Genomic DNA, 24,480 nt, shown 5'->3' on the forward strand with positions numbered 1-24,480 from the left:
CGCATCGCGGAAGCGGGCGTCATCGACACGGCGCGACCGCCGCCGATCGAATACAGCACGTCGTCACCGATCACCGCGCCCTGGTGTTGCACGCCGTACTGATTGACGCTGGTCTGGGCCGACGCGCTGGCGCAGGCCAGTATCAAGGCGACCAGCAGGACGGGGTGCAGAATGGAGCGGGGCGAGGACGCGATACGATTGCTCATGGCCGGCCTCAGTCGAAATCGACGCTGCCCAGAAACACCTGGCCTTCGCGCTTGCAGCAGCTGTAAGGCCGCCACAGTGCCCAGGCGTAATCGCCCTGCCGTGCCTGTACGCGAGCAGCGCGGTGCGGGAACACCGCGCAGGTGCGTGAAAGCGTCGGCGTCAGCTCCTGCCATTTGCCCGTCTGCGAATCGCTTTCGAGCAACGCCCCAGCTGGCCAGTAGCCATCCTTGGCGCTCGCTAGCAGCGACTGATAGACGTGGAGTTGGCCGCGACGGGTGACGATATCGCCGGCGCGCTGGGCCACCACGGCCCCTGCCAGGTAGTCGTCGCTCTGGTGCAGAAAACCGCCGCGCGGGTAGACGTTGCCCCAGAGATTGCCGCCGCTGCGGCTGCCGATCTCACGCTCGCCGGGCGTCAGCGCCTCCGGGTAGAGCATCTCGGGGAGGTTGTAACGCCACGCGAGGGTGTCGAGGGAGCTCAGCAGGTAGGGCATAAAGGCGGTGCTAGCGCCTTCGCAGCTGTAACCGAAACCGGAAGCGAACTGGCTGAACACGTAACCGCCGGGATGGCCAATCACATCGGCGTTCTTGAACTTGGCCAGGTTGTTTTCGTGGTGTTGGTTGGTCGTGCCATCGCCGCCGGCCTGCGCCGTGGCGTTGGGCGGGCTCATCGGCCGCACCTCCAGCCAGGGATTGGCGCCGGTGTTGGCATAGCTGGAGACCACCGCGTCCGGCACGAAGTGGCGCACCTTGACTGAGGTCTCCACCGAGCAACCGAAACTGCTGCAGCGCAGCCAGAAGCAGATGCCGACCACGCGGTATTCCAGACAGTTCGGCGAGAGCGTCGACGCGGCAATGGTCGCCGTGGTGAGGGCGAACGACGGTGCGCCCGTCGTCAGCAAGATGGTGGCGATGCCGGCGCGCAGGCGGGAAGAACGCGTCATGGTTGCGTCCTCCGGTGCGCTTCGATCAGCGCAACCGCCTTGGCGACGTCCGGCTCGCCATAAACCACATAACGGTGATCGACGATCACCGCCGGAATCGTTGTCACGCCGAGGCTCCAGGCATCGACCACCCCCTGATAGGCCGCGCCAAGGCGTTGTTGCAGCTCGACACCGCCGCTGTTCAAGCGCTGTTGCACCAGGGCGGCGCCGCGCGAGGGATCGGCCGGCACATGGGCGCCCAGCTCGGCCTCGATACGTGCCGGTTGATCCAACTCGATCAGCCGGGCATCGCGGGTGGCTTGCACCGGGTGCCGGCTATCGGTGACGACCAGGATCTCAGCGGCCTGCGCCAAGGGCGCGAGCAACGCGGCGCACAACGCTGCGGTGCAGAGGTACGGGCGCAATGGGAGCCGGCAGAGGCGTTGGGCTGGCATGTCGAAGAACCCTGAGGTGGACGGTGCAGACAGTTGACTCGCAGACCGAGGGCGCGACGACAAACAAACGGGAACAGCGGCGCGCCGATTGAATCGCGAGCCGGCGCGCCCGTGTGGGCGGCCGACTCTGGGTGGGTGAGGGAGGAAGCGTGGCACGGCCACGAAGGACTACAGCAGGGCATGCTCCGCGAACGAGTACGGCTGGCCTTTGCCGACGATGAAGTGATCCAGCAAGCGCACGTCGACGCACTCCAGTGCACTTTTCAGGCGCTGGGTCAGGCGCTCATCCGCGGATGAAGGTTCTGAGCAGCCCGATGGGTGTTGATGCGAGACGATCAGTGCGGACGCGTTATGCTGCAGCGCCCGCTGAACCACCACACGGGGATGGATCTGCGCGGCATCGATGGTGCCTCGGAACAGCGTTTCACAGGCGATGACTTGATGCTTGGCATTCAGAAATAAGGCGACGAAGACTTCGCTGGGTTCCGGCATCAGCTTCAGGCGCAGGTAGTCTCGGGTGACCTGTGGATCCGACATCGGCGGGCCATCGACGAACAGCCGGCGCTCCAGAATGACAATGGCTTGGGCGATGATGCGGTTCTCATGCGCGAGAACCGATGCAGAGCCCGGTTCTGCTGGGGCGTCGAGACGGGCGAGGGATGTGAGCATGGCATGGATCTCCGTGGGGAGTCCGGAGGTACGCCCGTGGAGGGCTTGGCTCCGAGGACGATAGGGATGGTGTCGAGATGAGCGGGGCATCCACCACCGTGTTGGCGGTGGCTGTTCGCACGGGGATGCGAGGCGAACGGGCGGGTCAGCGCGGCAATGCAGCGCCGTAGCCTTGCAGACCCAGGCTACTGACTTGCCGCATCAGTCGAACGCAGCGCGGCGAGGCGCACGACAAGGAATCGGCAATCGGCGTGTCCGTTTTGCTCAGAGCCCTGCCTTTGGCGATTAAGATCAAGTGCTGTGTGATTCCACCAGATGGCAGCACTTCCAGCGCAGCCCGCGCTCGCCACGTAATTGCTTCAGGGGCGCCGCGGGTTCGCCTACCAGCACCCGGGTTGCCACCGACCGCGGGGAGCGGTCTCCTTGCATGTTGTTAGGTTTTTAACCAAAATATCTAACAAATGGAGGTCGGCATGAGTACAGCTCAAGTCATTCGCGAACGCATCGCGGCGCAGCCAGTCGGTGAGCCCTTCACCCCAGCCCTGTTCGCCGGGGTGGGCTCGCGCGCGGCCATCGACCAGACCCTGATGCGCCTGACCAAGGCTGGCCATATCGAGCGTATCGGCCATGGCCTGTACAGCGTGCCCAAGGTGGGACGCTTCGGCATCAAGGCTATGCCGGCGCCGGAGCAGGTGGCGCAAGCGCTGGCCGCGCGTGAGGGCGCAACCATCGAGGTGCATGGCGCCGAGGCCGCGCGGCGGTTCGGGCTGTCGACACAGGTGCCGGCGCAGCCGGTGTTCTACACCACGGGTTCGTCGCGCACGGTGCGCTTGGGCAAGATGGTCGTGCGCCTGCAGCATGTGGCTCCGCGCAAACTGGTGCTGGCGGGGCGCGCTGCCGGACAGGCACTGTCCGCGCTGTGGTACCTGGGGCGGCATCAGGTGACGTCCGCGACCTTCCAGCGTATCGCCGAGCGCCTGCCGAGCAGCGAGTTCGAGGCGCTGCGCCAGGCGAAGGCGGTGATGCCGGCCTGGATGGTGGCGGCGCTGCGCCGCTATGAGCGTGGCGAGGTCGTGCATGGCTGAGGGCACCGAGCGCTATTTCGATCTATCCCTGGCGGAGCAGGCCGAGCTATTGCTCGGGCTGGCCCCGGTGCTGGGGCGCCGGGCTGAAATCCTGGAGAAGGACATCTGGTTGTGCCAGGTGTTGGGGCTTCTGTTCAGTCTGCCGTGCCGCAAGCCGATGGCGTTCAAGGGTGGCACGTCGCTGTCTAAGGTCTATCAGGCCGTCGAGCGCTTCTCCGAGGACATCGATGTCACCGTCGATTACCGCAGCCTGGTCGAGGACGTCCCGGAGCTGGCGAGCCTCGGCAGCAACCAGCGCCGACGCCTGTCCGACTTGCTCAAGGCCGCGTTGGCACAGCATGTGACCGAGGAACTGGTGCCGGCGCTACGCGAAGCCCTGGCACAGGCGCTACCTGGTAGGGAAATCAGCATTGAGGTCAGCGAGGACGCGGAAAAGCTCTGGCTCTACTACCCGAGCGCGGTGGACAACACGGATGCCTACCTGCGCCCCAGCGTGCTGATCGAGTTTGGCGGTCGCAATGCGACCCTGCCGCAGGACCGGCTGACCATCGTGCCGGACGTGGCCACCTATGTGCCGGAGCTGGCGTTTCCGAGCGCGGAGGTGGTCGTGCTGTCGCCCATGCGGACGTTCTGGGAGAAGGCGACGCTGATCCATGTCGAGTGCCACCGTCCGCAGATGCGCGCAGGTGCCGAGCGCTTGTCGCGGCACTGGTACGACCTGGCGCGCCTGGCGGATCATGATGTTGGTCGTCGGGCCGTGTCCGACATCGCGCTGCTGCGCGATGTGCTGAACATCAAGGAGACCTTCTACCGCAGTGGCCACAGTCACTACGACCGGTGTGCGGCAGGTGGGCTGCGGCTGGTACCGGAAGCGGCGCTGCTCGGCGCCTTGCGCGAGGACTATCAGGCGATGCTGACCGCGCAGATGTTCTACGGCGAGACGCTGCCCTTCGAGCGCATCATCGAGCGCCTGGCTGCGCTGGAGCAGCAGATCAACCAGGGGCGTTGAGGCGCACCTCAGCTCAGATGATTGTGAATGAGCTGGTGCTGCGCGGCGGGCAGCGCCGGCATCGAGCAGGCCATGAGCGCCTGGCAGTCGCCGTTGGGCCATACCAGCTGCGCGCGTATGCCGTCGAGCTGCAGCTGCGCCTCGCGGAAATGGCGCACCTGCGGTGTATCGCCTTCCGTGTGCAGGGCACGCAGGCTGGTGACGGCGCGATCCGTGACCCACAGCCATTCCCGCGCGGCGGCTGCCGAAGCGGCCTGGCCGGCCAGGTGTTGGATCTCGACGAGGTAGCCCTGCGGCGAGGTGAACAGACGCAGGATGTCGTAGGGCAGCGGCATATCGAGGGGGCGGGTTCCGGACAAGTGGCCGATTCTGCCAGAGATGGGGTGTTTGTTCATGCTGTGGGTTCCTCCATGGGGCTACCGTGGACGGCTCCAGTCCAGTGGCAGTGAGGTGATGCCACGTGCCTGGTCGATGTGCTCGGCGATCTTGAGTGCGGCGTCGAGTTCGCTGATGCCGTGCTGCTGCATGAGCTGGTAACGCTCGGCTTTTTCTTCCGGTTCGGTTTGCGCGAGCGCGAGATAGAGGCTGGGCGGCACGGCGCGAAACAGCAGTTCCATGCTGCGCGACAAAATCACCCCCTCCGAGAACTTGCCGGCCTCCTTGCGGGCCGAGAGCATCAGGGCCTTCTGCGCCGGGGTGAGTTCGCGGAACCTGGCGATCTTCTCCACCTCGTCCGGCGGCATACCCAAGCACAACCACCACTCCATCATGTTCAGCATCGGCTCGGCGGCCTTGGGCAGGTCGTCGAGGTTCTGCGTCGCCAGCCAGAACCAGGCACCCAGCTTGCGCCACATCTTGGTGATCTTGACGATGTAGGGCGCGAGTAGCGGGTTCTTGGTGATGATGTGCCCCTCGTCGGTGACGTTGATGATGGGCCGGCCGAGGAACTGGTCGCGCTCGGCGAGGTTGTTGACCGTGTTGATCAGCGAGATGTAGGCGATGGAGAGCTGCGCGTTGTAGCCCTCGCGGGCGTAGGTGGCCAGGTCGACGATGGTGATGTCGGCCTCCGGCCAGGGCGTGCCGGGGCGGTCGAACATCTCGCCATCGCTGCCCTGGGTGAACATGTCCATCGCATCGGCCATCTCCAGCAGCCGGGCCCGGCGCAGCTCGGGCAGGCCGGTGTCGCGGCTGCGTTCGCGCAGCGCATCGCGCACGTCGCGGGTGAGCACCGTGCGCTGCGCCTCCACGCACAGCCGCGCGGCGTCGAGGATGCACTGGCGGATCAGGCTGCGATCCGCGCGGGTCATGCGCGCCTCTTCCTTGTCCTCGCCACCGGTGATCATCAGCCGCGCAGTGATCTCCAGTTCGCCGAGCACGTCGCGCTGCTCGTCGCCCTCGGCCACCGCATGCTCGTCGTCCAGGGCGTCGGCATCGAGCGTTTGCACTTGGCTGGGCGTTTCCACCAGGCGCTGGGCGTCGGCGAACGGTGCCAGACTGACACCGGCCCCAGGTGCGAGCTTGACCCGATGCACGCGCAGGCCCAGCCGCGCAGCGAAGTCGCCGTACAGACCGAAGGAGTTGCCCGCCTCGACGATAAACAGCCGCGGTCGGTAGATGGCGGTGACCTGGTTGAGCAGGTTGTTCAGCGTGGCCGACTTACCCGAGCCGGTCGGGCCGGCGAGGAACAGGTGGGCGTTCATCTGCCGGTCGAGGCGATTGAGCGGATCGAAGGTGATCGGCCCGCCGCCGCGGTTGAACAATGTGATGCCGGGGTGGCCGGTGCCCTGGCTGCGGCCCCACAGCGGCGCCAGGTTCGCCACATGCTGGGCGAACATCAGCTGGGTGTACCACTGCTGGCGGTCTTTTGCCGGGTCGTAGACGCAGGGCAAGCCGCGCAGGTAGGTGTTGAGCGGCGCCACCTCATCCTCTTCGCGCACCGGCTGCAGGCCGGCGCCGAGCAGCACGTTGCCCAGTTGCAGGCCACGGGCGTCCAGCTCCGCCTGGTCGCGGCCACGCAGGTAAAAGGTCAGGGCGCCGCGGTACAGCTTGTGGGCACTGCCGATCAGGCTGCGGGCTTGCTGCACATCGGCGCGGGCCTGCTCTGATGCCAGGGTGTCGCCCACGGCCTTGCGGCCCAGGTGGTTGAGGTGCGCTTCGAGCACGTCCTGCGGGGTGATGACCAGCGTCAGGCACTGAATGGTGTCTTCCGGTAGTTGGTCGAACAGCGCGTTGATCGCCTCGCCCTTGCGCGTTTCGCCGGTGACATGGCCGGTACTGGGCGGGCTGCGCAGGCGGTCAACGGCGATGGCGCGGTGCGGCATCCTGTCGAAATACCACAGGCCTGGCTCGACCGCCGAGCGCGGCTGGCTGAAGAACAGGCGCTGGCTGAAATCCGTGCCGCTGGCTAACTCGACCTCACCGGGCTCTTGTTCGTCCGGGTAGCAGGTCAGGGCATAGAAGCGTTCGCGGTCTGCGTCAGTGTCGCCGAGCTGGGTCGGATGGGGGTTGAACCAGCGCAACAGCCAGGCGTGGATGTCCGCCGCGCCTAGCCGGCGGGCGCGCACGCCGGCGTGGGCCAGGCCGCCGATCAGGCGCTCGCAGACCCGGTTCAGCGCCTGCTCGGGCGATTGCCCGCGGCGCTGTGAGGCCTGGCCGACCCGGCGGTAGACGACCAGCCGCGTGCGCCGGGTTTGCCCGCGCCAGGGCAGGCGGGTGACGGTGTGGTCCTCGAACAGGCCGCCCGGTTTGGCGATGGCCTGCAGGTGATGGCCGAAGAAACGCAGGTAGAACGCGGTGAAGGCGCTGCCCTGGGCGCGCGGCTGGATGTAGGCGCGCAGCGCGTCGAGGTAACTGTCCCAGCTGGGGTCATCCTGGGCGTAGAACTGCACGACCCAGGGGTTGACCTCCAATTCGTCGAAGGCATCCTGCAGCACGTTTTCCAGGGTGTCGCGCACCTGCAATAGCCAGGCGGGTTCGCGCCCCTCGGTGCCGACCGGCAGTAGTTCGTAGAAGGCGGCGACCGAGGTGCCGTCATCCAGCAGCATGCACTGCGACTCGGGTAGGTACTCGGCCCACGGCAGCCGATCGGCGAACGAGGGCGCCACGTTGTAGAGCGCCTGCCCGTCGGCCTGGGTGGCTGGCCGCTGCGTGCTCTGTGCAGTGCCGGGCTCGGCGAGGCCCTGGCCGTGCAACTCGGCGACGTGGCGCGCCCAGGCGTCTGTAGGGGGCACCGGATCCTCGGTTGGGGCGCGGCGCATAAACCACGGCCAGGCCATCAGTAGTCCTCCAGCCGCTCGCCAGGAAGGGCGTACTGCACCCGCTGGTACAGCGGAAACAGCGTGGTGTAGCCGGGCACCGGCACCGGGTCGCTGCCGGCCAGGTGGGGAAACACGTACATCAGCAGATCGGGATTGGGCAGGCGGTGGAACTGCCGGTAGATCTCGTTGGCCGCCGTGCGCGTGTAGCGGGCCTGCGCGATCGGCGCAGCCTGGACATCGGCCTCGCTCAGCGGCCGGCGCAGGGCCTGACGCGCATCGAGCAGCTGCCGGGCGCTACCACCGCCGGTCTCGACGTTCCAGATGTCGAGCATGCTGCGGTTGTCGTGTGGCAGCACTGCTTCCTTGCTGGTGGCGCAGCCGCCGAGCAGCAGCGCCATGGCCAGCAGGGCCAGGCTTTCAGTCCAGGTCTTGTGCATGGGGCAGCCCTCCTAGGCGGTGATCGACGCGGCGACCGGCGGGGTCGTAGTCGAGGGTCAGGGGTTGTTCGAGGTGCACGGCCACCTGCGCGCCGGGCTTGACGTAGACCGCCGCAAACGCCTGGCCGTAGAGCTGGTTGACCCAGGCCGACATGTCCTGCACGCCCCCGGCGAGGATGCGGCCCATGGCCTCGTTGGCGCCGATGCCCAGGGTGCCGACCGAGCCGTCGCGGCTCATGTAGGAGACCTGGCCGCTGCCTTCGTCGATCAGCGAGGCGACGCCGGCACCGGCTGCGGTGATCAGGGCCTGCGAACCCAAGTACTGCTGGGCGTTGCTGCGCCGCTCGCCGGAGATGCAGGGGATGCCATACGGGTCGCTGATCCAGCCCAGGCCGTCCTGGGTGTCAGTGCCGTTGTTGGTCTGGCGGTTGCTGCCGCGCTCGTCGTCTTTCGGCAGGGTACGGATGGTGCCGTCTTCGAAGACGAAGGTGACCGAGCGGATCTGCCCGCGCACGCAGGACAGGGTCCAATCCCCCGACGCCGTGCCGCTGACCACGGCGCCGGCCACATCCGGAATGTCGATACCGTTGGCGGTCAGGTTGTCCCGCCCGATCAGGACTTTGAAGGGGTAGGGGTCGTTAACGGTGCCATCGATGGGCACGCGGCCGATCAGCGCCGTCATGGCGATCGAGCCCATCAGCGTCGAGTTGGTCGGCACGGTGTACACCGCGGTGGTCTCCGGCTCTCCTGCGGAGCGGCGGCCGGCGTCGACGGCGGCGCTCGCGGTGCTTTCCAGCGTCTTCTGCGCCGGCCCGAAGCTTGTCGGAAAACTGAAACTACCGGCTGTGCCGCTGCTGCGCGACTGACCATCGTCGCGCCGGTCTTCCGGCTCGATCCAGCGCAGGGCATCGCCGGGCAGGCCGTCGCGTGGCTCGAGCCCCAGGCCGACCGGTAGATCGGCGTGCTCCTCCTTGCCGATCGCATCGAGCCGCTGCTGCAGTTGCTGCAGCAGGCCCTGGGTCTGCTGACGTTCGTGGCTGAGCTGCTGGCGGTCCTGGTGCAGCTGGTTGCGTTCGCTGTCGAGCGCGCTCTGGATGCGCTGGTCGATGGCCCCTTCGCGTTGGCGCAGGCGCTGGTTCTCGTCGCGCTGGACCTTGTTGTCGCTCAGCGCGGTCTGCAACTCGGTGCGCAGTTGGCGGACCTGGGCGACCAGCGTCGCCACGGTGTCGCGCGGGGTGTCGCCCTCAATGCCGAGCGCCTTGGCTTCCTCGGGTGTAAGTCGGCTGGTCTCGTCCGCGGCACCGGGTGCATCGCTACCGGTAGAGAACAGCTTGACGGCGCCGAACACCAGCAACAGCAGCAGGGGAATCATCAACCACTTGAGCAGGCCATTACTGTGCATCGTGGCCTCCTGTGGGTGCGGGCAGGTTGAGCGCCGCGTCGACAGGCGCAATGGCCGGCAACAGGGCTTGCGCCAGGCCGTGTCCACGGGTGACGAGGTAGACGACGGTGGTGTCCTCCGGTGTGTCGCGCGGACCCAGCGTCGGGTGCTGAAAGGTCGCGGCGAGGAAATGCCCCTGCAGGGCACGCGGGTCCAGCTCCAGCCAATGCGTGCTGTGGTTGCGCAGGCGCACGGCGCTGACCCACAGGTTGTCCAGGCGCCAGGCGGCCAGCGCGTCCGCCTGCACCGGCAGGGTGGGCAGCAGGGTATCGAGCGGCAGGTCGCGGCGCAGGGGGACGCGCACAACGCCCGGCACCGGTTCGACGGTGCGCAGCGGGGCGTAGAGGTTCTGCGCGGCGAAGCGGGTCAGGATCACCGGCTGCGGTGTGGCGCGCACCGGCTGAGCCACGGCGGCACTGCCGTCATCGGCCGCGGAGGCAGTCGCGGTTGATGCAGCCTCGATGATGCGCACCGGCTCCAGCGGTGGCTGACCGTCCTGGGCCGGCTCGGCGGCGATGTCGAGCAGCATCACCGTGCCGGTGTCGGCGTCCTGCAGTTGCAGCCGGGTTGGTTCGATCGGCTCGCTGGCCAGCAGGTAAATCGCACCGGCGGCGCTCTGTACGCGCAGGCGATTGCCAAGCGAGGCGGGGACACCGACACGGACATTGCGTTCGACGAAGAGGACGCGTTCCTGATCGACCACCAGCGGCAGGGTCAGGGGCAGGCGCTCCCAGCGCAGAATTTCGGTGGCCAGGGCGATGCTGAACGGAGCCAGCGCGAACGCCGCGAGGGCCAGGGGCAATAAACGGTTCATGGCGTGTTTTCCAGGGCAGGGACGGGCGTGGCCGCCGGATCGACAGGGCTGGCAATGCGCTGCGGCGCGCCTTCGTAGCAGTCGATGACCAGCCCGAACGGGTTGCGCTGCGGATCGACGTCGCTGCGCAGGACCTTCAGCGGGTAGCGCACCAGGGCGCGTTTGACCTGCTCCGAGGCGTAGTACTCGTCGGCCGTAACATCCAGGTTCACCACCCATTCACGGGTGGAGACGCTGCGCACGCGCAGTGTGGGGTTGTCACCGTAACCGCGGCCGGGAATCTCGTAGATGCCGCGCACGCGCCGGCGCAGCTCGCCGCTGTTGCGGCGGTACTCGTAGTCCTGCTGCAGGAACGCCTGGCAGGCGGGCGTGAGGTAGGGCGACAGCACATGCAGGTTGCGCGGGTAGTCGTCATCGCCATTGGTCGGCCAACGCTGCAGCTGCTGCCAGACATAGAAGGTGAAGGCGTACACGCTCTCGGGCGGTACGTCCCACCAGGGGCGCGTGCTACCCGAGCGCAGGTCGGGCGGCACATGGATGGTCAGATCGCGCGGCGCGCTCCACCAGCCGATGCCCATGACCAGTGCCAGCATTACCAGCAGGCTGGCCCCGATGCGCAGGGTCCTGATGTGGGCGTCGAGCCGCAGCACTTCGTTCTTGAACCGGCTCACGGTGCCGTGCTCCTGCGTGTGCTCCAGTAACCGGAACGGGTCACCAGCCGCTGGCCGTCGGTGAGGGTGGCGAGCGCCGGTAGACGCAGCGCGATCCACCACTGCAACTGCCGGTACAGCCAGGTCTCGGGGCGGCCGCGCTTGAGTCGGCGCAACGCACCGCCACCGATGAAGATGCCTGCGCTGACTGCCAGCAGGATGGCCGTGGGGACGATGGCGATTGTGGCCAGCAGGATGGCCAGCGCCACACCGCTCGTCAGGCCAAGCAGCCCCGACACGCCGGCGCAGACCCACAGCTCATTCGCCGTCAGCCCGCGCACCACCACCGGGTGACGGTTAAGGCGGTGGGGCAGAAACAGCACCGTCCCGTCCGTGCGGATGTCGTCAGTCATCTCGGCAGGTCTCGGTTCAGAGCACGCCGATGGCTTCGGTCAGCAGCCAGATGCCCACCACCAGCAGAATCGCACCGACCGCCACGGTCAGGCCGAACTGGCCCCAGGTCGAGCGGCCAATGTGGATCTCCGCGTAGCGGGTGTAGGCGTGGTAGCAGACGCCGACGAACATCGAGGCGACCACCAGCAGGGCGATCAGCATCACGATGTCGTAGCCGTAGTTCTGCAGCGTTTGCAGGATCCCCGTGCCGACGCCGCGCGACGGGTTCTCCAGGGTAGGCAAAGCGGCCTGGGCCGGTGGCGATAGCACGCCGAACAGCGGCAGCGCCGCCAGGCCAGCGAATGGACGGGGGAGACGGGAACGGGCGAGCGGCTTCATCAGGACGACCTCTTACGAGAGCAGGAAAAAGGTCAGCACCAGGTACAGCACGACGAAGCGCACCACGACGACCAGGAACTGACGATGGGAAAGCTGTTCTTCGGCCCAGCCGACGTAGGCGCTGCGGATCGCCCAGACGCCCCACAGGAGCAGCGCGGCGAACACCGCACCGAGCAGCACGGTTGCCATCTCGGCCGGGGTGAGGCCGCTGTTGGCCTGGAACGCGGCGATCTGGGCGGCGCTCATGGCACCTCCTGCGCGTCGAGCGCGGCGGCAGGCTGGCGGTAATCGCCGAGCAGCTCGGCGGGGTCGCGCGGCTGTGCACGCGAGGGCGTCAGGTAGTCGCGAATACCGCCGCGCACGCGCACCAGGTCGGCGGTGAGACGGCCGTAGTCGAAGTGGTAGCGGGCACGTGCGTCTGGCTTCTGGGCGACCTGTTGCGCGACGAGGCGCTCGATGCTGTCGAGTTGGCGCAGCGCGGCGGCGAGGCGGGCGTGTTCGGGCGTGGCATCGTCAGCGCCGGAGTGAGCGGCCAGGCACAAACCGAGCAGCGCCGGGATCAGGCTGCTGGTGTGATGCCTGTTGGTGGGAGAGAGCAGTCGCTTGGACATGGGGCCATCCGCGATTGGCGAGCAATGGCGAGATGCTCCTCAGCAATCGCGGGCGATGCTGCAATCAATGCGGGATTGGTCGTGCTCGGCTTGTTGGCGACCCTGGCGCGGGGAGGCTGAAACACGTCGATGGGCGAGGTTTCGGCGGCCAGCTTCTCGCATGTGCGACAGGCACCCATCCCACGCATGCCGTTCTGGCGATGGAAAGTGAGGAAAAAATAGGCATACTAGCCAGAAATGAGGATTTTCCTTTTGGAGTGAGGAAAATCCTGGCTACCTGAACCGAAGAAAGGATTTTGTGATGAACGCCGCGGGTTACTCGCTTCTCATCCAGCAGTTGGGACTCTCGGCGGTACCGCTACGCCTGCCAGCCATTGTACAGCCGGTCACGCGCATTGAGCTGATCGGGCACACCTTGGCCGTACCGCCGGCTATCGCGCCGGCGCCGGATGATCTGCTGGGCCACGTATTGTTCGCCCTCAAGCACGAGGGCATCAACCTGGCGGTACTCGCCCAGGCGCTGCCGCGAATTCCGGCCGCAGCGTTCGAGCAGGCCTACCAGGCTGCGCCCAACGGGATCTATATCCGGAAGGCCTGTTACCTCAGGGAGGCCTTTACCGGTGAGCCCATCGCGCAGCATGCCCCGGTGCGGGTGCCGTACAGCCCGCTGTTTGATCCGGAGCGCTACATCACGCGGCCGGGCGAGCGCAATGCGAAATGGCGTATCGAGTTCAACGGTCTGGGCGATCTCACCTACTGCGCTACGGTCGAGCGCACCCCGCTGATCACCGAGCTGCTGGCCCATGACATCCTCGGCCGGGCCAAAGCCTTCATCGAATCGCTGCCCCCGATCATGATGGACCGGGCGCTCAACTGGGCCTACCTGCACGAGACCAAGGATTCCTTCGCCATCGAGCGGGAGGCGCCGACGGAGGACAAATCCCGGCGTTTCATCCAGCTGCTGCGCCAGGCCCATGAGCGCCAGCCGCTGACTGAGGACTACCTGGTGAGCCTGCAGAATGCGACGGTCTCCAACCCCCTCGATATGGCTGCAGCGTTCAGGCATGAGCAGAACCACCTCTCCGATGGTACCCAGGGGGCCGTCGGGGTGACGTATCTGCCGCCACCCCCGGAGCTCTGCCGGGAGCTGATGGAGAGCCTGATGGGGTTTGCCAATGAGGCCCCGACCCAGATCGATCCACTGGTGGCCGCCGGCATTATCTCGTTTGGCTTCGTGCTCATTCACCCCTTCATGGATGGCAACGGGCGTCTGTCTCGGTTCCTGATCCACCAAGCGCTGTGCCGCGCCGGCGCGTTGGAAAATGGCTTGCTGTTACCCGTTTCGGTGGCAATGAAACACCAGGAGCGCCAGTACCTGGAGACGCTGCAGTCCTTCTCCCGGCCGGTGCGTGATTTGTGGGACGTGCAGTGGATCGACTTCGGCCAATACGGTTTCGAGTTCCGCGGGGACAACGCGGTGTATCGCTTCTGGGATGCGACGCCCTGCGTTGCCTTCACCCTGGAGATGGCCAGGGTGGCGCTTGAAGTCGAGCTGCACAAGGAAACGGCCTTCCTGGCGTGCTACGACAGGGTCTACCGGGCCGTGGACGAACGCTACGACCTGCGTGGGAGTGATCTCGCCAACCTGGTGATGATGTGCTTGTCCAATGATGGGATCGTCTCCAACAACCGGCGCAAGCAGTATCAGTACCGAGTTGCGGAAGAGGTCTTCGACTTCATCGAGCAGATGGCCCAGCAGGTGCTGGCCGCGCAGCGGGTCGAGGATGATGAGGCGACTGAGCGACCGCTGCCGCGCAGCTAAAGGTACTTCTTGAAGCTTGCCGCAGTGATGTTCACCGCCAGGCCGAGTAGCGCCGCGCTCGGCAGCAGCACCAGCAACGGATGCACGCTGATGGGCAGGGTGAGGTAGAGGATCCACGGCAGGACGGCCAGCGGCATCAGGCTGGCTTTGGCGCGGTGGTAGATGAAGCCTGACTCGCGGCCGGCGCCGAACTTGCGAATGTCGCGGCGCACCAGGCCATCGACCAAGCCGACGAAGGCGGCCAGCAGAAACAGCGGCAGCGTCAGCCCCAGAACCAGCAGCCGCACCATGAAGGTCAATATCGTGAACGCCGCGGCGATCAGGTAACGCTCGCTCCAGACGTAGACCTGGCTGATGTAGTAGCGGGCGTCTCGCGCATCGCCATGGCTGGGCGCGCGCGAGCGGGCCGATGCCTGGCTCATCCAGTCGAGCAGGCCGGTTTTCACGAAGAGCCACTGGTAGGCGCCCTCGACCAGCTGGTGCGCAGTACGCCCCGGCTCCTGCACCACCGCGCTGCGGGTGAAGTGGGTGGAAAGATGGTTCAGTTCGTAGTCGAGCATGCCCTGGGCATGACGCCAGCCCTGCTCGGGCCAGAACAGGTGCATGCCGGCGCACTCGATGAGGATCGACAGCAGCAGCGAGCCGAGCAGCACGCCGAGCATGCGCAGTGGCAGGGTGACGAGGCTGGCGAACACGCCTTGCTGGCGGGCCTGCTCGCGCTGAGTGGTGGCGGCTGGGTCCTTCATGGACGTGCCTCGGTATCTTCGGAAGCGTCCGGATCGGCAAGGTGGCGAAAGCCGTCGAGCAGGTCGTCGGGCAGCGGCTGATCCTGCAGGCCTGGCAGGCCCTGGCTTTCCCACCAGTCGCCGGCCTCGGCATAGTGCTGGCGCATGTAGCCGGCGAGTTGCTGGAGATCCTCGGGCAGGGCTTCATCCGGATCGGGGGCCGGCAGCGGCATGCGGATCTTCCACAGCTGGCCGCCTTGCAGAAGGGCAAAGGCCTGGCCTTTGGGCAGGCCGACCACGTGGGCGGGTTCGATCATCGGCACGCTGGCGGTGCTGATACGGTCCTGTGCGTTGGAGGTGAAGTCGGTCGGCCCGCGCACATCCGAGCTATCGGTGGCGCCGCTGACCAGTGTCGTCGTGTAGACATCCACTTTGGGCAACTGGCGGGTGAGCAGTTCGGCGGTCGCAGTCTCGCGCACCCTCAGCATGAACAGGTTGTTGAAGTTGCCGATCACCTGGCCCGCTTTCGCCCGGTTGCCGACCCGCGCCTCGATGTCGCTGAGCGTCTGGGTGTAGGCGGTGACCTGCAGCCCGGCACCACCTCCTTTGTTGACCAGCGGCACGAACTCATCGCCCATCAGCTCATTGAACTCGTCCGCATGCACGTTGATTGGCACCCGGGTACCCGCCAGGGCCTCGGGCAGCCCATCATCGATACCGAACTTGTAGATATGCCCGGCGACCGAAACCAGATCGGCAAACATCGAGTTGCCGACGGCGGCGGCGACCTCCGCATCCGACAGCGCATCGAGGCCGACATAGACCACCGCGCGTTTGCGCACGATCTGCATCCAGTCGAAGATCGGCCGCGGATCGGCCAGGTCCGCATAGTTCGGCGCGAGCAGTTGCGCGGTCTTGCCCGTGGTGAGCTTTTCCAGCAGCGGCAACAGGCTGGCGACGATCTTGTCGAAATAGGTGCGGTCATAGCGCACGGCACTGCGCAGGCCGTCGAGCACCGGGTCGTAGACGCGGACTTGTGACAGGTACTGCTCCAGCGCGACCACGCGCTTTTCCCGGCCGATCATGTTGCGCGGGGTGTTCTTGTCGTTCAGCCGTCCCTCGAGCTGCACGATGATGTCCCAGGCCTTGGGCTCGTGCCGGGCGAAGTAATGTTGCGCGTACTCGATGAACAGCGCGTCGATATTCACCACGTGGCGCTGGATCAGCAGGTAGTCCGGGCGCTGGCCCAGCTCGACCAGGGCGCGGGCGATGATGTTGACGAAGCGCCAGGCGAACTCCCGGAACGCTGCGCTATTGCCCTCGCCGGAGAGTTGCCCGGCGATGCGCGTGGCCACCTCCGAGATTCTTCCGAAGCGCCCCACGGCGTTGTAGCGCGCGCTGAAATCCGGCCAGCCCAGGTGGAAGACATAGAACTCCCGTTCGCGCCCGGTACGCTTGGCTTCCACGTACATGCGCTTGAGCAGGTCGGCATCCCCTTTGGGGTCGAACACGATCACCACCTCATGCTCGCCGGCAGCGTTACGCCGCCGAATGTCCTGGGTCACGAACAGCTCGGCCAAGCGGGTCTTGCCGACCCGGGTGGCGCCCAGCACCAGCGAATGCCCGACCCGTTCGCCGAGCGGCAGGCTGACATCGACCTCGTTCGGCTCGATGCCGTGCAGCCGGGGTAGGCCGCCGACTGGCGGCAACGGGCGCACAGGATTGAGGGCGATGTCCCAGGCGGTGAGCTTGGCCAGCTGCGACAGCGGAAACGGCGCGAACTCCAGCCGCTCCTCCAGGCGGCGCACCAACTGGTAGGCGGGCGTGGGTTCGACGTAGCGGCGAAACTCCGGCCGAAAGGTCTGCGTCAGGCGATGCGTATGACGTTGTTCCCAGCGAAAGCCGCGTCCAATGAACAAGCGTTGCTGGCTGACCGGCACATCGCGACTGGTCATCACGTAGCGCGGCAGGCGGCGGATATTGCGGCGGTAGCGCAGGATCACCAGCGCATCGCGCAGGCGAATCGCGCCGAAGGCGAGGAAGGCCAGTGCGCTGCCCAGGCCAATCGTTGGATTCAGCGCCAGCGACCAAGGGGCCACCAGGGACAGCAGCGCGGCGGCGGCGCAGACCGCCACGGTATACAGTTCCACCGCTGGCCGTAGCAGCACCTCGATCGCGTGGGACTGGGCCATGGCCGGCGCTTCACTGTTCGAGGCCGGTGGCCGTGATCAGCACCGGGTAATGCCGCAAGCCGAGGCGCTCGGCGAGATCGTCGCCCGCCACCGGCGACAGCCGCAATCCCGGCACCAACGCCCGCAGCGCATCCAAAGACTCGGCTGAGCTGATGTTGACGACCAGGCCCACCGCGCCGAGTTCGCGCAAGCGCGGCGCCCGCTGCCGCAGCCAGGCGCGCGAGCGTTGGTCGTCACCGACGAGAAAAAACGCCGGCAGCCCCGGTGCCTCGATCGTGCGCCGCGCCACCTTGCCGGGCGACAGCCGCACAGAGCGTACCGGAAGCATGCTCGCTTCGTTGACCACCCCAGCGGGCGGACGCGGCATCTCAATCCGTGGCGCGCTCACTTCGGCGCGCGGCTGCAGGTTGAGGGCCTCGTAGTACGGCAAGGCCGAGGCGCCGCCACGGTCGTCGACGATGATCAGCGCATCGGCCTGAGCGAGCACTGGCAGCCACAGCAGAGAGAGGCAGGCAACGAGGACGGGCAGGGCGTTCATGGCAGGTTCCTTCGGGCGCTGATGGCCAGTCGGGGGGCGCCCAGCACGCGAGCCAGGTGCTGGCCGACGCTGAGGCGGTAGCGCGCAGCCGGCGCACCGCCAGCAGGGCGGTGGTAACGACCGATGGCGAGCAGCCAGTCCTCGCCTTCGACGTGCTGCCCGCGGAGGATCTCGGCGGCGATGGTCAGGTTGCGGTAGGGATCGAGCAGGTCGCAGGGTTGGGCGTAGCGCTGCGGGTGGTAGCCGAGATTGATCTGGCCGAGCCCCGCGTCGATGCGCGTGGCCGGTGTGCGCCTAAGTGCCTGGCGCAGCCCGGTGCAGGCCTCGGCGCGGGTGGCATAGCGCTGCGGCGTGCCGGCGACGTTGAGTGTCCACGGCCAGGGCACCAGGCGGCTACCCACGCGGGTGCCACTCTCCTGCAACGCCACGGCGTACAAGACGGGCGAGGGAATGCCGGCGCGCTGCGCGGCGACCTGATAGGCCGGCGGGGGGATTTCCCCTGCCCGGACGGCGCCGGCCAGCACACAGGCCAGCAGTGCGAGCACGGTGCGGCCCGACATTACGGCTGCCGCTGCCATTGGCCGCCCACCTGACGCACGACCGCCGGCAGATCGCCTGGCAGCCCCAGCGACACCCAGCGGCCCGCGTCGTGATTGAGCGTGACCTGACCGCTGCGCACCTTGGCCGGGTCGATGCCAATGCGCTGCGCCCAGGCGCGGATGCGCGCGTCATCGGCGCCGCTGTCGACGACGTAGATGTCGAACGCCCGACCGGCGGCCTGCAGCCGCAGCGCGGCTTGATCGCAGGTCGGGCAGGCGTCCTCGACGAACAGGGCGAGCCGTCCGCTTGCCGCTGGCAACATGGGCGAGAACGCCGGGCCGGCGTCGGGCAAGATGACGCGCGGCATATCGGCGTGGAGCCGCTGCCAGGCGCGGTCGTAAGCCCGCTGGTAGGCGAGCAGCTTTTCGACGCGCTGCGCTTCGGCCGCGACCTGCAGCTCTGCGTAGCGCTGCCGCTCCTGGTCGGTACGCGCTTCGATGCCCAGTGCCGTGAGCGGGTCGATGTGCGGTGAATAGACCGCCAGCGGCCCCTGCATCAGGTCGCGGTAGCGCGTCCATTCCTCGATGTTCAGCCCCCAATCCCGGGCCTGCTGCTCGGCGGTGCGTTCGGTGGCCAGCGGCCGCTCGTGGCTGGGCCGGTTGTCGCTGCTGAGGGTTGGCGCGCCTTGGGTCAGGCTGCTGGTCAGTAGGAGGAGCAGGGCGGGGGCGATACGACGAGTCCTCATCTGACCCTCCTACCGCGCCGGAAGCGGCAGATGACGGCTGTCGGCGCCGTGCCGGAATACGGCGGTGTTGCTTTCGATGGCTTCGAGCTGCCAGTCGGCCTCGGATTCGCCGGGGCGCAGCAGGCGAACCTGTGCGAGTGCGTCCGAAGCTGCAGGCAAAATCGAGAGAAACGGCTCGCCGGCGCGCAGCTCCGTGCCGATCACCCGGAATGGCGGCTCGATGGCCTTGGGTTTGGCGGGTGCCGCGGCGCGAGGGCGGGGCGGAGTCGGAGGGGCAGGAGGAGGCGCGCTGAGGCGCATTTCTAGTTGCTCAAGGCGCGCTTGCAGCGGCAGCAGGTTGTCCGTTGCCGGCTGGTTGCCGAGCGACGTCTCGATCGCACTGAGCCGCAGCTCCAACGCCTCGCGCTCAGCCTCGTAGCGCGCCTGGGGCAGGGCGACCGGCTGTTGCTGGGCGTGCTCAAGCTGCTGGATCAGTTCGGCCAGGCGCTTTTCCAGCGCGGCGACCTGCCGACTCGGTGCGTGGGTTTCGACCTGGATCGCCAGACCCGACAGCGCAACGTGATCGATCACGATGGCGGCGCTGATCAGCAGCAGCCAGGTGACTACGGCGACCCGCATCAGGGTGCCCTGCCGGCGAGGTTCACTGCCGGGCATCGTCGTCATGGCTGCAGCTCCCCGGCGGAACTTTGCAGGGGAGCGCTATCGGCGCTGGCCGTCGCCGATTCGACAGGCGTTGAGTGAGGCTGACTAAAGCAGATTCGGCGCGTGGCGTGGTCGACGTGCAGAGTTCGCGCCGACCCGGCCAGGGTCAGCAGGGCCTCGCGCAGTTGCAGCGGGCCGAGGTGATAGTGCGCCGCCGGTAGCGGGAGGCTGCCCAGCGCATCGGTGTCGCCTCCGCTGCAGAGCTGATAGCCGGAGCGTTGCAACACATGCCGCAGCGCATCCCCGACGCTGGCGTGCCGCGTGCTGGGAATGGACACGTCGACCACCTGTAACAGCAGATCCTGCTGGGCGGCCGTCGGCGTCAGTTCGACCAGGGTATAGCGGCCGTAGCGAACGACCGGGACGTACTCCGGCCCTGGAGCCGGTACCGCGACCTCTGCGGGGACGGGAGAGGGCGCTGGTGGCGTTGCGCAGCCGGTCGCCAGTGCGGCCAGCAGCAGGCAACTGCGGTAGGAACGGATGGGGTGCATGGCTCGGCTCTCGGCAAGGTCGAGCCGAGAGCATCGCCCTGCAGCAAGCGCGAATCAGCAAACAATGGGAATCGCTGTGTTGCCGTTTTACAGGGAGGCCCAAAGCGAGCAGCTGACTCCGCGGCGATCAAAATAACAGCAGGTGAACCCGAGTCCCCATGCGTCGGGGGAGTGGGATCTTATCGAAAGGGTTATGCACATATTTTGTGGATTACTCGAAGCGGGCTTGTGCGGTTGGCCGCCGAGCACTGATATTCGGCATAGTTCGGGGTCATCGGCGAGGTCAGAGAGGCGGGAGGAGGGCGCAAGCTGTCAGCTGGTGTTCGGTAGAAAACGAGTCACGGCCGCCGGTTGCGATAGGTAAGAACCGGCCAAGAGCGGCTTCTTGTTTCGGGTGCATCGAATCGCGCGCCCCAGCAGTTTCTAAACTAATGGGTAGAATCCGTCGCTTTTGTGACTGAAGAACTCACGCAAATGCTCGATGAAGAAGGACACCTTGGCTGACAGGTTGAGGCGTTCGAGGTAGACGGCATAGATATCCGCGGGCGGGGTTTCGTAGTCGCTTAGTATTTCCACCAGTCGACCGCTATTCAGGTGGCTGGCGAGGTTCCATTCGGCACGCATAAGGATGCCGTGACCCTCCAAGGCCCAGTTGAGTGCCACTTCACCGTCGTTGGTGCTGAGGTTTCCGCGTACCTTTACCGACTCGCTCTGTTTGCCCCGGCTCAGTCTCCAGATACCGAAGGCTGCATCGTTCTGACGCAACACGATGCAGTTGTGCTGAATCAGATCCTTGGGGCTTTCTGGGTGGCCGAAGGCTTCCAGATAGGAGGGGGCCGCGCACAGCCTGCGTCTGTTCGCAGCGATCTTGCGGGCAATCAGACGGGAGTCGGGCAAGTCCCCGAAGCGGATGGCAACGTCGATGGCATCGTCCGGCAGGTTGATCGGCCGGTCGGTCAGGTGCAGTTGTACCTCGACCTCTGGATAGCGCCGGACGAACGAAGAAATTGCCGGGCAGACATGGGTGCGGCCGAACCCCAGGGGGGCATTGACGCGTAGCAGCCCCTTGGGTTTCGCCCGGCTGCTGGATACCTGGCGCTCCATTTCCTCGATCTCGCCGAGGATGCGCTGGGCACTATTCAGATAGAGCTCGCCCTCGGCGGTGAGGCTGATGCTGCGCGTGGTGCGATTGAGCAGTCGCACACCCAGGCGCTGCTCCAGTTGCGCCAGCCGTTTGGAGACCGCGGGTGGTGTCAGGTTGAGCTCGCGCGCAGTTGCCGCAAGGCTCCCCAGTCTGATCAGCTGGGTGAAGAAGGCCAGTTCCGATACCGGATTCATAATTAACCTGTATGAAATAATGAAGTTATTTTCATTGTATTACAGGTTTTTCAGAAAACCATTAACTTTGCTTCTGCGCATTAGCTGGAAATATCCGGATCGTTTGCGAGCTCGGAACGCTGTTGCCGTGCAGCGAATATCCACTAGTGCCGCCCCCAGTCCGACTCACAAGAAACATTCGGAGCAGAGCATGGGCAGACGATTGCTGGCGAAGCGCTATGTCTGGGGCTTCTTCGACCGGTCTATTACGGGCTTCGTTTCCGTCAGTTCCCGTTGCCGTCCAGCACATGCCAGTAGCGTCGGTGGCTGCGCCGAGTGGACGACGACTGTCCATCTACTTTGCCTGCTTTCGCAGGCATGCAAGCCCACCAGCCTTTCGATGCAATGAGGAGAATAACAATGGATAACGAATCAGCCGTTCAATCGCTCACCGACGTGATGGCGAAATTTACCGCCTATATCGGCAAGCGCCTGCCAACGGACGTCAAGGAAAAGACTGCCAAGCTGCGTGCCGCGGAGACCAATTCGCTGGCCATCGAGATCTACGACTCCATGGCCGAAAACCAGGACTACGCAGACAAGCTCGACCGTCCAAGCTGCCAGGACACCGGAGTGATCCAGTACTTCATTTCCGCCGGTGCTCGCTTCCCGCTGCTCGGCGAACTGGAAGACATCCTGCAGAACGCCACCCTGGAGGCGACGAAGAAGGGGCCGCTGCGCCACAACGCGGTGGAGACGTTCGACGAGAAGAACACCGGCACCAATACCGGCTCGAAGATCCCGTGGCTGGACTGGGAAATCATCCCCGACGCCGACTATGCCCTGATCGACGTCTACATGGCCGGCGGCGGCTGCACCCTGCCGGGTTCGGCCAAGGTACTGATGCCAGGCCAGGGCTACGAGGGGGTGACTGAGTTCGTCTTCGACGTGATCACCTCGCGCGGCATCAACGCCTGCCCGCCGCTGCTGGTTGGTGTCGGCGTCTCCACCTCGGTGGAGACCGCGGCACGCTTGTCAAAGCGGGCGATTCTGCGTCCGGTGGATTCCAGCCACCCGAACGCAAACGCAGCAATGATGGAGCAACTCCTTGAGGAGGGACTCAATGAGATCGGTATTGGTCCTCAGGGCCTGAGCGGTAACAGCAGCGTAATGGGCGTGAATATCGAGTCGTCGGCGCGTCACCCGTCGACCATTGGCGTTGCTGTCTCCACCGGCTGCTGGGCTCACCGCCGCGGCAAGATCCGTATCAATGCCGATCTGTCCTACGACATCCTCTCCCATGAAGGAGTAGTACTGTGAAAAAGATTCTCTCTACCCCGATCAAGGATGAAGACCTGGCCTCCCTCAATGTCGGCGATATTGTCTATTTGACAGGCCAACTGGTGACTTGCCGTGACGTGGCGCACCGCCGACTGATCGAACTCAAACGCGAACTGCCGGTCGACCTGCGCGGCGGAGCGATCTTCCACGCAGGGCCGATCGTGCGCAAGAAAGACGATGGCAGCTTCGAAATGGTCTCCATCGGCCCAACCACCAGCATGCGCATGGAGAAGTTCGAGAAGGAATTCATCGAGCAGACCGGAGTCAAGCTGATCATCGGCAAGGGCGGCATGGGCCCGGAAACCACCGCTGGCTGTCTGGAGAACAAGGCGGTGCATGCGGTGTTCCCCGGCGGCTGTGCGGTGCTCGCCGCCACCAAAGTGGAAGAGATTGAGCGCGCCGAATGGCAGGACTTGGGCATGCCGGAAACCCTGTGGGTAAATCGCGTGCGCGAGTTCGGCCCGCTGATCATCTCCATTGATACCAAGGGCAACAACCTGTTCGAGCAGAACAAGGTGCGTTTCAACGAGCGTAAGAGCTCCATTGTCGAGAAGATCAACAGCCAGGTTCGCTTCATCAAATAAACCGGCTAGGCGCCACGGCAGGGAGGCCGTGAGCGCAGACGGGCGCCGGAGCGGTGGCGTCCATCTTCCACTACTTTCACGGCATTGCCGGCGACCAGTCGTTTCGGCTGCCCCGCCTTGGGCACAGATCCTGGGGACAGTTGCCCAGCACCAAACCTGGGATATACGACCATGGATAAATCCTCTCATCACGAGTTGCGCAACGCATTCCGCGCGCTGCTTGCTTCACCTGCCAGCCATCACACCGCTTCGGTGTTCGACCCTCTATCGGCGCGCATCGCAGCCGATCTCGGTTTCGAAGTCGGTATTCTCGGTGGCTCGGTCGCTTCCCTGCAGGTGCTCGGTGCCCCCGACATCGCCCTGATCACGCTCAGCGAATTCGCCGAGCAGGCCACGCGTATTGGCCGAGTAGCTCGCCTACCGGTGATCGCCGATGCCGATCATGGTTACGGCAATGCCCTCAATGCTATGCGTACTGTGGCCGAGTTGGAGCGAGCCGGCGTCGCAGCGCTGACGCTCGAGGACACCCTGCTGCCGGCACAGTTCGGCCGCAAACCCTACGACCTGATCAGCATTGAGGAGGGTATCGGCAAGCTGCGCGCCGCTCAGACAGCGCGCTACGACAATGCTATGGCGATCATCGCTCGTAGCCATGCTGGTGTGCAGCCGCTGACCGAGATCATCCAGCGCACCCGCGCCTACCGGGACGCCGGGGCCGACGCCATCTGTTTGGTGGGTGTGAAGGATTTCGATCAGCTCGAAGCGATCTCTGAGGGCCTGCAGATGCCGTTGATGCTGGTAACCTACGGGAACCCTGAGCTGAGCGATGACAGACGCCTAGCCGAACTTGGCGTGCGCATCGTGGTTAACGGCCACGCCGCGTATTTTGCAGCGATCAAGGCTACCTACGACAGTCTGCGCGAACAGCGCGGCATCTCCGTGGGCAATGGCCTTACCGCGTCACAACTGGTGACCCGCTACACCCACCCTGATGATTACATCACCTGGGCGCAGCAATACCTGAACCTCAGCGAATAAGTCTGCGCTGCGCCGCGCGCGTGGGGCTCCCTGCGTCCGATCCCCCCGCGCCACCTTTCTTATGGCTCGGATCCGTTCTTGTGCTCCCGCTGTTCT

General features: G+C 65.8%; 27 protein-coding genes and 1 pseudogene. 6 read left to right on the forward strand and 22 right to left on the reverse strand.

The annotated features are described in order from the left end of the window. The 4 genes and pseudogenes from ACIGKL_RS15480 to radC form a co-directional block, all read right to left on the reverse strand. Positions 1 to 206: pseudogene (locus ACIGKL_RS15480) on the reverse strand (integrating conjugative element protein); the annotation flags it as partial. A gap of 8 nt (positions 207 to 214) precedes the next feature. Beyond that, entirely contained in the window at positions 215 to 1,150 is a 936-nt protein-coding gene (locus ACIGKL_RS15485) for a TIGR03756 family integrating conjugative element protein (protein WP_195883278.1), read from the reverse strand. Further along, entirely contained in the window at positions 1,147 to 1,584 is a 438-nt protein-coding gene (locus tag ACIGKL_RS15490; RefSeq protein ID WP_195883277.1) for a TIGR03757 family integrating conjugative element protein, read from the reverse strand. The genes ACIGKL_RS15485 and ACIGKL_RS15490 overlap by 4 nt, the downstream gene beginning before the upstream one ends. A 168-nt stretch (positions 1,585 to 1,752) precedes the next feature. Beyond that, entirely contained in the window at positions 1,753 to 2,253 is a 501-nt protein-coding gene (gene radC, locus ACIGKL_RS15495) for a DNA repair protein RadC (RefSeq protein WP_195883276.1), read from the reverse strand. 473 nt (positions 2,254 to 2,726) lie between these two features. On the opposite strand from radC, the gene ACIGKL_RS15500 reads away from it, so the two are divergent. Continuing rightward, a complete protein-coding gene (locus tag ACIGKL_RS15500; protein WP_057390365.1) occupies positions 2,727 to 3,338 on the forward strand; it encodes a DUF6088 family protein in 612 nt (203 codons plus the stop codon). Next, complete coding sequence (locus ACIGKL_RS15505) at positions 3,331 to 4,347, forward strand: nucleotidyl transferase AbiEii/AbiGii toxin family protein (RefSeq protein WP_195883275.1); 1,017 nt, start codon at positions 3,331 to 3,333, stop codon at positions 4,345 to 4,347. Before ACIGKL_RS15500 ends, ACIGKL_RS15505 begins: the two co-directional genes overlap by 8 nt. A gap of 8 nt (positions 4,348 to 4,355) precedes the next feature. Here the strand turns inward: ACIGKL_RS15505 and ACIGKL_RS15510 are convergent, their stop codons facing one another. The 10 genes from ACIGKL_RS15510 to ACIGKL_RS15555 are packed head-to-tail and all read right to left on the reverse strand — an operon-like array spanning position 4,356 to position 12,349. Continuing rightward, positions 4,356 to 4,742 carry a hypothetical protein gene (locus tag ACIGKL_RS15510; RefSeq protein WP_397487476.1) on the reverse strand — a complete coding sequence of 129 codons (387 nt, stop codon included), beginning with the start codon at positions 4,740 to 4,742 and terminating at the stop codon, positions 4,356 to 4,358. Between the two features lie 21 nt (positions 4,743 to 4,763). Continuing rightward, positions 4,764 to 7,622 (reverse strand): conjugative transfer ATPase, encoded by a 2,859-nt coding sequence (locus ACIGKL_RS15515; RefSeq protein WP_397487477.1) that lies wholly within the window; start codon positions 7,620 to 7,622, stop codon positions 4,764 to 4,766. After that, a complete protein-coding gene (locus ACIGKL_RS15520) occupies positions 7,622 to 8,041 on the reverse strand; it encodes a TIGR03751 family conjugal transfer lipoprotein (RefSeq protein ID WP_397487478.1) in 420 nt (139 codons plus the stop codon). The genes ACIGKL_RS15515 and ACIGKL_RS15520 overlap by 1 nt, the downstream gene beginning before the upstream one ends. Then, positions 8,022 to 9,443 carry a TIGR03752 family integrating conjugative element protein gene (locus ACIGKL_RS15525; RefSeq protein WP_397487479.1) on the reverse strand — a complete coding sequence of 474 codons (1,422 nt, stop codon included), beginning with the start codon at positions 9,441 to 9,443 and terminating at the stop codon, positions 8,022 to 8,024. Before ACIGKL_RS15525 ends, ACIGKL_RS15520 begins: the two co-directional genes overlap by 20 nt. Further along, a complete protein-coding gene (locus tag ACIGKL_RS15530; protein WP_397487480.1) occupies positions 9,433 to 10,296 on the reverse strand; it encodes a TIGR03749 family integrating conjugative element protein in 864 nt (287 codons plus the stop codon). Before ACIGKL_RS15530 ends, ACIGKL_RS15525 begins: the two co-directional genes overlap by 11 nt. Next, a complete protein-coding gene (locus ACIGKL_RS15535) occupies positions 10,293 to 10,967 on the reverse strand; it encodes a PFL_4703 family integrating conjugative element protein (protein WP_397487481.1) in 675 nt (224 codons plus the stop codon). The genes ACIGKL_RS15530 and ACIGKL_RS15535 overlap by 4 nt, the downstream gene beginning before the upstream one ends. Next, positions 10,964 to 11,359: a TIGR03750 family conjugal transfer protein gene (locus tag ACIGKL_RS15540; RefSeq protein WP_397487482.1), complete on the reverse strand. Its 396-nt coding sequence runs from the start codon at positions 11,357 to 11,359 to the stop codon at positions 10,964 to 10,966. The genes ACIGKL_RS15535 and ACIGKL_RS15540 overlap by 4 nt, the downstream gene beginning before the upstream one ends. Positions 11,360 to 11,375: 16 nt before the next feature. Beyond that, positions 11,376 to 11,738 (reverse strand): TIGR03745 family integrating conjugative element membrane protein, encoded by a 363-nt coding sequence (locus ACIGKL_RS15545; protein ID WP_397487483.1) that lies wholly within the window; start codon positions 11,736 to 11,738, stop codon positions 11,376 to 11,378. Between the two features lie 12 nt (positions 11,739 to 11,750). Beyond that, positions 11,751 to 11,984, reverse strand: a complete 234-nt coding sequence (locus tag ACIGKL_RS15550; RefSeq protein WP_397487484.1) for a TIGR03758 family integrating conjugative element protein — start codon at positions 11,982 to 11,984, stop codon at positions 11,751 to 11,753. Further along, a complete protein-coding gene (locus ACIGKL_RS15555) occupies positions 11,981 to 12,349 on the reverse strand; it encodes an RAQPRD family integrative conjugative element protein (RefSeq protein ID WP_397487485.1) in 369 nt (122 codons plus the stop codon). The genes ACIGKL_RS15550 and ACIGKL_RS15555 overlap by 4 nt, the downstream gene beginning before the upstream one ends. A 301-nt stretch (positions 12,350 to 12,650) precedes the next feature. Here ACIGKL_RS15555 and ACIGKL_RS15560 point away from each other — a divergent pair, with 301 nt between their 5' ends. Then, positions 12,651 to 14,171: a Fic family protein gene (locus tag ACIGKL_RS15560; RefSeq protein ID WP_397487486.1), complete on the forward strand. Its 1,521-nt coding sequence runs from the start codon at positions 12,651 to 12,653 to the stop codon at positions 14,169 to 14,171. On the opposite strand, the gene ACIGKL_RS15565 is transcribed toward ACIGKL_RS15560, so the two are convergent. The 8 genes from ACIGKL_RS15565 to ACIGKL_RS15600 all read right to left on the reverse strand — a co-directional run bounded on the left by ACIGKL_RS15565 (position 14,168) and on the right by ACIGKL_RS15600 (position 21,442). Beyond that, positions 14,168 to 14,917, reverse strand: coding sequence for a TIGR03747 family integrating conjugative element membrane protein (locus ACIGKL_RS15565; RefSeq protein ID WP_397487487.1), 750 nt, complete (start codon positions 14,915 to 14,917; stop codon positions 14,168 to 14,170). The two genes, ACIGKL_RS15560 and ACIGKL_RS15565, sit on opposite strands and share 4 nt — an antisense overlap. Beyond that, positions 14,914 to 17,088: a type IV conjugative transfer system coupling protein TraD gene (traD, locus tag ACIGKL_RS15570; protein WP_279858664.1), complete on the reverse strand. Its 2,175-nt coding sequence runs from the start codon at positions 17,086 to 17,088 to the stop codon at positions 14,914 to 14,916. Before traD ends, ACIGKL_RS15565 begins: the two co-directional genes overlap by 4 nt. Before the next feature lie 10 nt (positions 17,089 to 17,098). Continuing rightward, complete coding sequence (locus ACIGKL_RS15575; protein ID WP_397487488.1) at positions 17,099 to 17,626, reverse strand: integrating conjugative element protein; 528 nt, start codon at positions 17,624 to 17,626, stop codon at positions 17,099 to 17,101. After that, positions 17,623 to 18,186 carry a lytic transglycosylase domain-containing protein gene (locus ACIGKL_RS15580; RefSeq protein WP_397487489.1) on the reverse strand — a complete coding sequence of 188 codons (564 nt, stop codon included), beginning with the start codon at positions 18,184 to 18,186 and terminating at the stop codon, positions 17,623 to 17,625. Before ACIGKL_RS15580 ends, ACIGKL_RS15575 begins: the two co-directional genes overlap by 4 nt. Beyond that, positions 18,186 to 18,911: a TIGR03759 family integrating conjugative element protein gene (locus tag ACIGKL_RS15585; RefSeq protein WP_397487490.1), complete on the reverse strand. Its 726-nt coding sequence runs from the start codon at positions 18,909 to 18,911 to the stop codon at positions 18,186 to 18,188. Before ACIGKL_RS15585 ends, ACIGKL_RS15580 begins: the two co-directional genes overlap by 1 nt. A 9-nt stretch (positions 18,912 to 18,920) precedes the next feature. Further along, positions 18,921 to 19,574, reverse strand: a complete 654-nt coding sequence (locus ACIGKL_RS15590) for a hypothetical protein (RefSeq protein WP_397487491.1) — start codon at positions 19,572 to 19,574, stop codon at positions 18,921 to 18,923. Beyond that, the gene (locus ACIGKL_RS15595) at positions 19,571 to 20,104 is read right to left on the reverse strand and encodes a PilL N-terminal domain-containing protein (RefSeq protein WP_397487492.1); all 534 of its coding nucleotides are present in this window, start codon (positions 20,102 to 20,104) and stop codon (positions 19,571 to 19,573) included. Before ACIGKL_RS15595 ends, ACIGKL_RS15590 begins: the two co-directional genes overlap by 4 nt. A gap of 423 nt (positions 20,105 to 20,527) precedes the next feature. Further along, positions 20,528 to 21,442 (reverse strand): LysR family transcriptional regulator, encoded by a 915-nt coding sequence (locus tag ACIGKL_RS15600; protein ID WP_397487493.1) that lies wholly within the window; start codon positions 21,440 to 21,442, stop codon positions 20,528 to 20,530. A gap of 399 nt (positions 21,443 to 21,841) precedes the next feature. Here ACIGKL_RS15600 and ttdA point away from each other — a divergent pair, with 399 nt between their 5' ends. The 3 genes from ttdA to ACIGKL_RS15615 all read left to right on the forward strand — a co-directional run bounded on the left by ttdA (position 21,842) and on the right by ACIGKL_RS15615 (position 24,384). Beyond that, positions 21,842 to 22,741 (forward strand): L(+)-tartrate dehydratase subunit alpha, encoded by a 900-nt coding sequence (gene ttdA / locus ACIGKL_RS15605; RefSeq protein ID WP_090337724.1) that lies wholly within the window; start codon positions 21,842 to 21,844, stop codon positions 22,739 to 22,741. Continuing rightward, complete coding sequence (ttdB, locus tag ACIGKL_RS15610) at positions 22,738 to 23,346, forward strand: L(+)-tartrate dehydratase subunit beta (protein ID WP_090337722.1); 609 nt, start codon at positions 22,738 to 22,740, stop codon at positions 23,344 to 23,346. Before ttdA ends, ttdB begins: the two co-directional genes overlap by 4 nt. A 171-nt stretch (positions 23,347 to 23,517) precedes the next feature. Then, positions 23,518 to 24,384 carry an oxaloacetate decarboxylase gene (locus ACIGKL_RS15615; RefSeq protein WP_397487494.1) on the forward strand — a complete coding sequence of 289 codons (867 nt, stop codon included), beginning with the start codon at positions 23,518 to 23,520 and terminating at the stop codon, positions 24,382 to 24,384. The last annotated feature ends 96 nt before the right edge of the window (positions 24,385 to 24,480 follow it).

This window comes from Pseudomonas sp. NPDC077186 (assembly GCF_044543505.1).
GTDB lineage: Bacteria > Pseudomonadota > Gammaproteobacteria > Pseudomonadales > Pseudomonadaceae > Aquipseudomonas.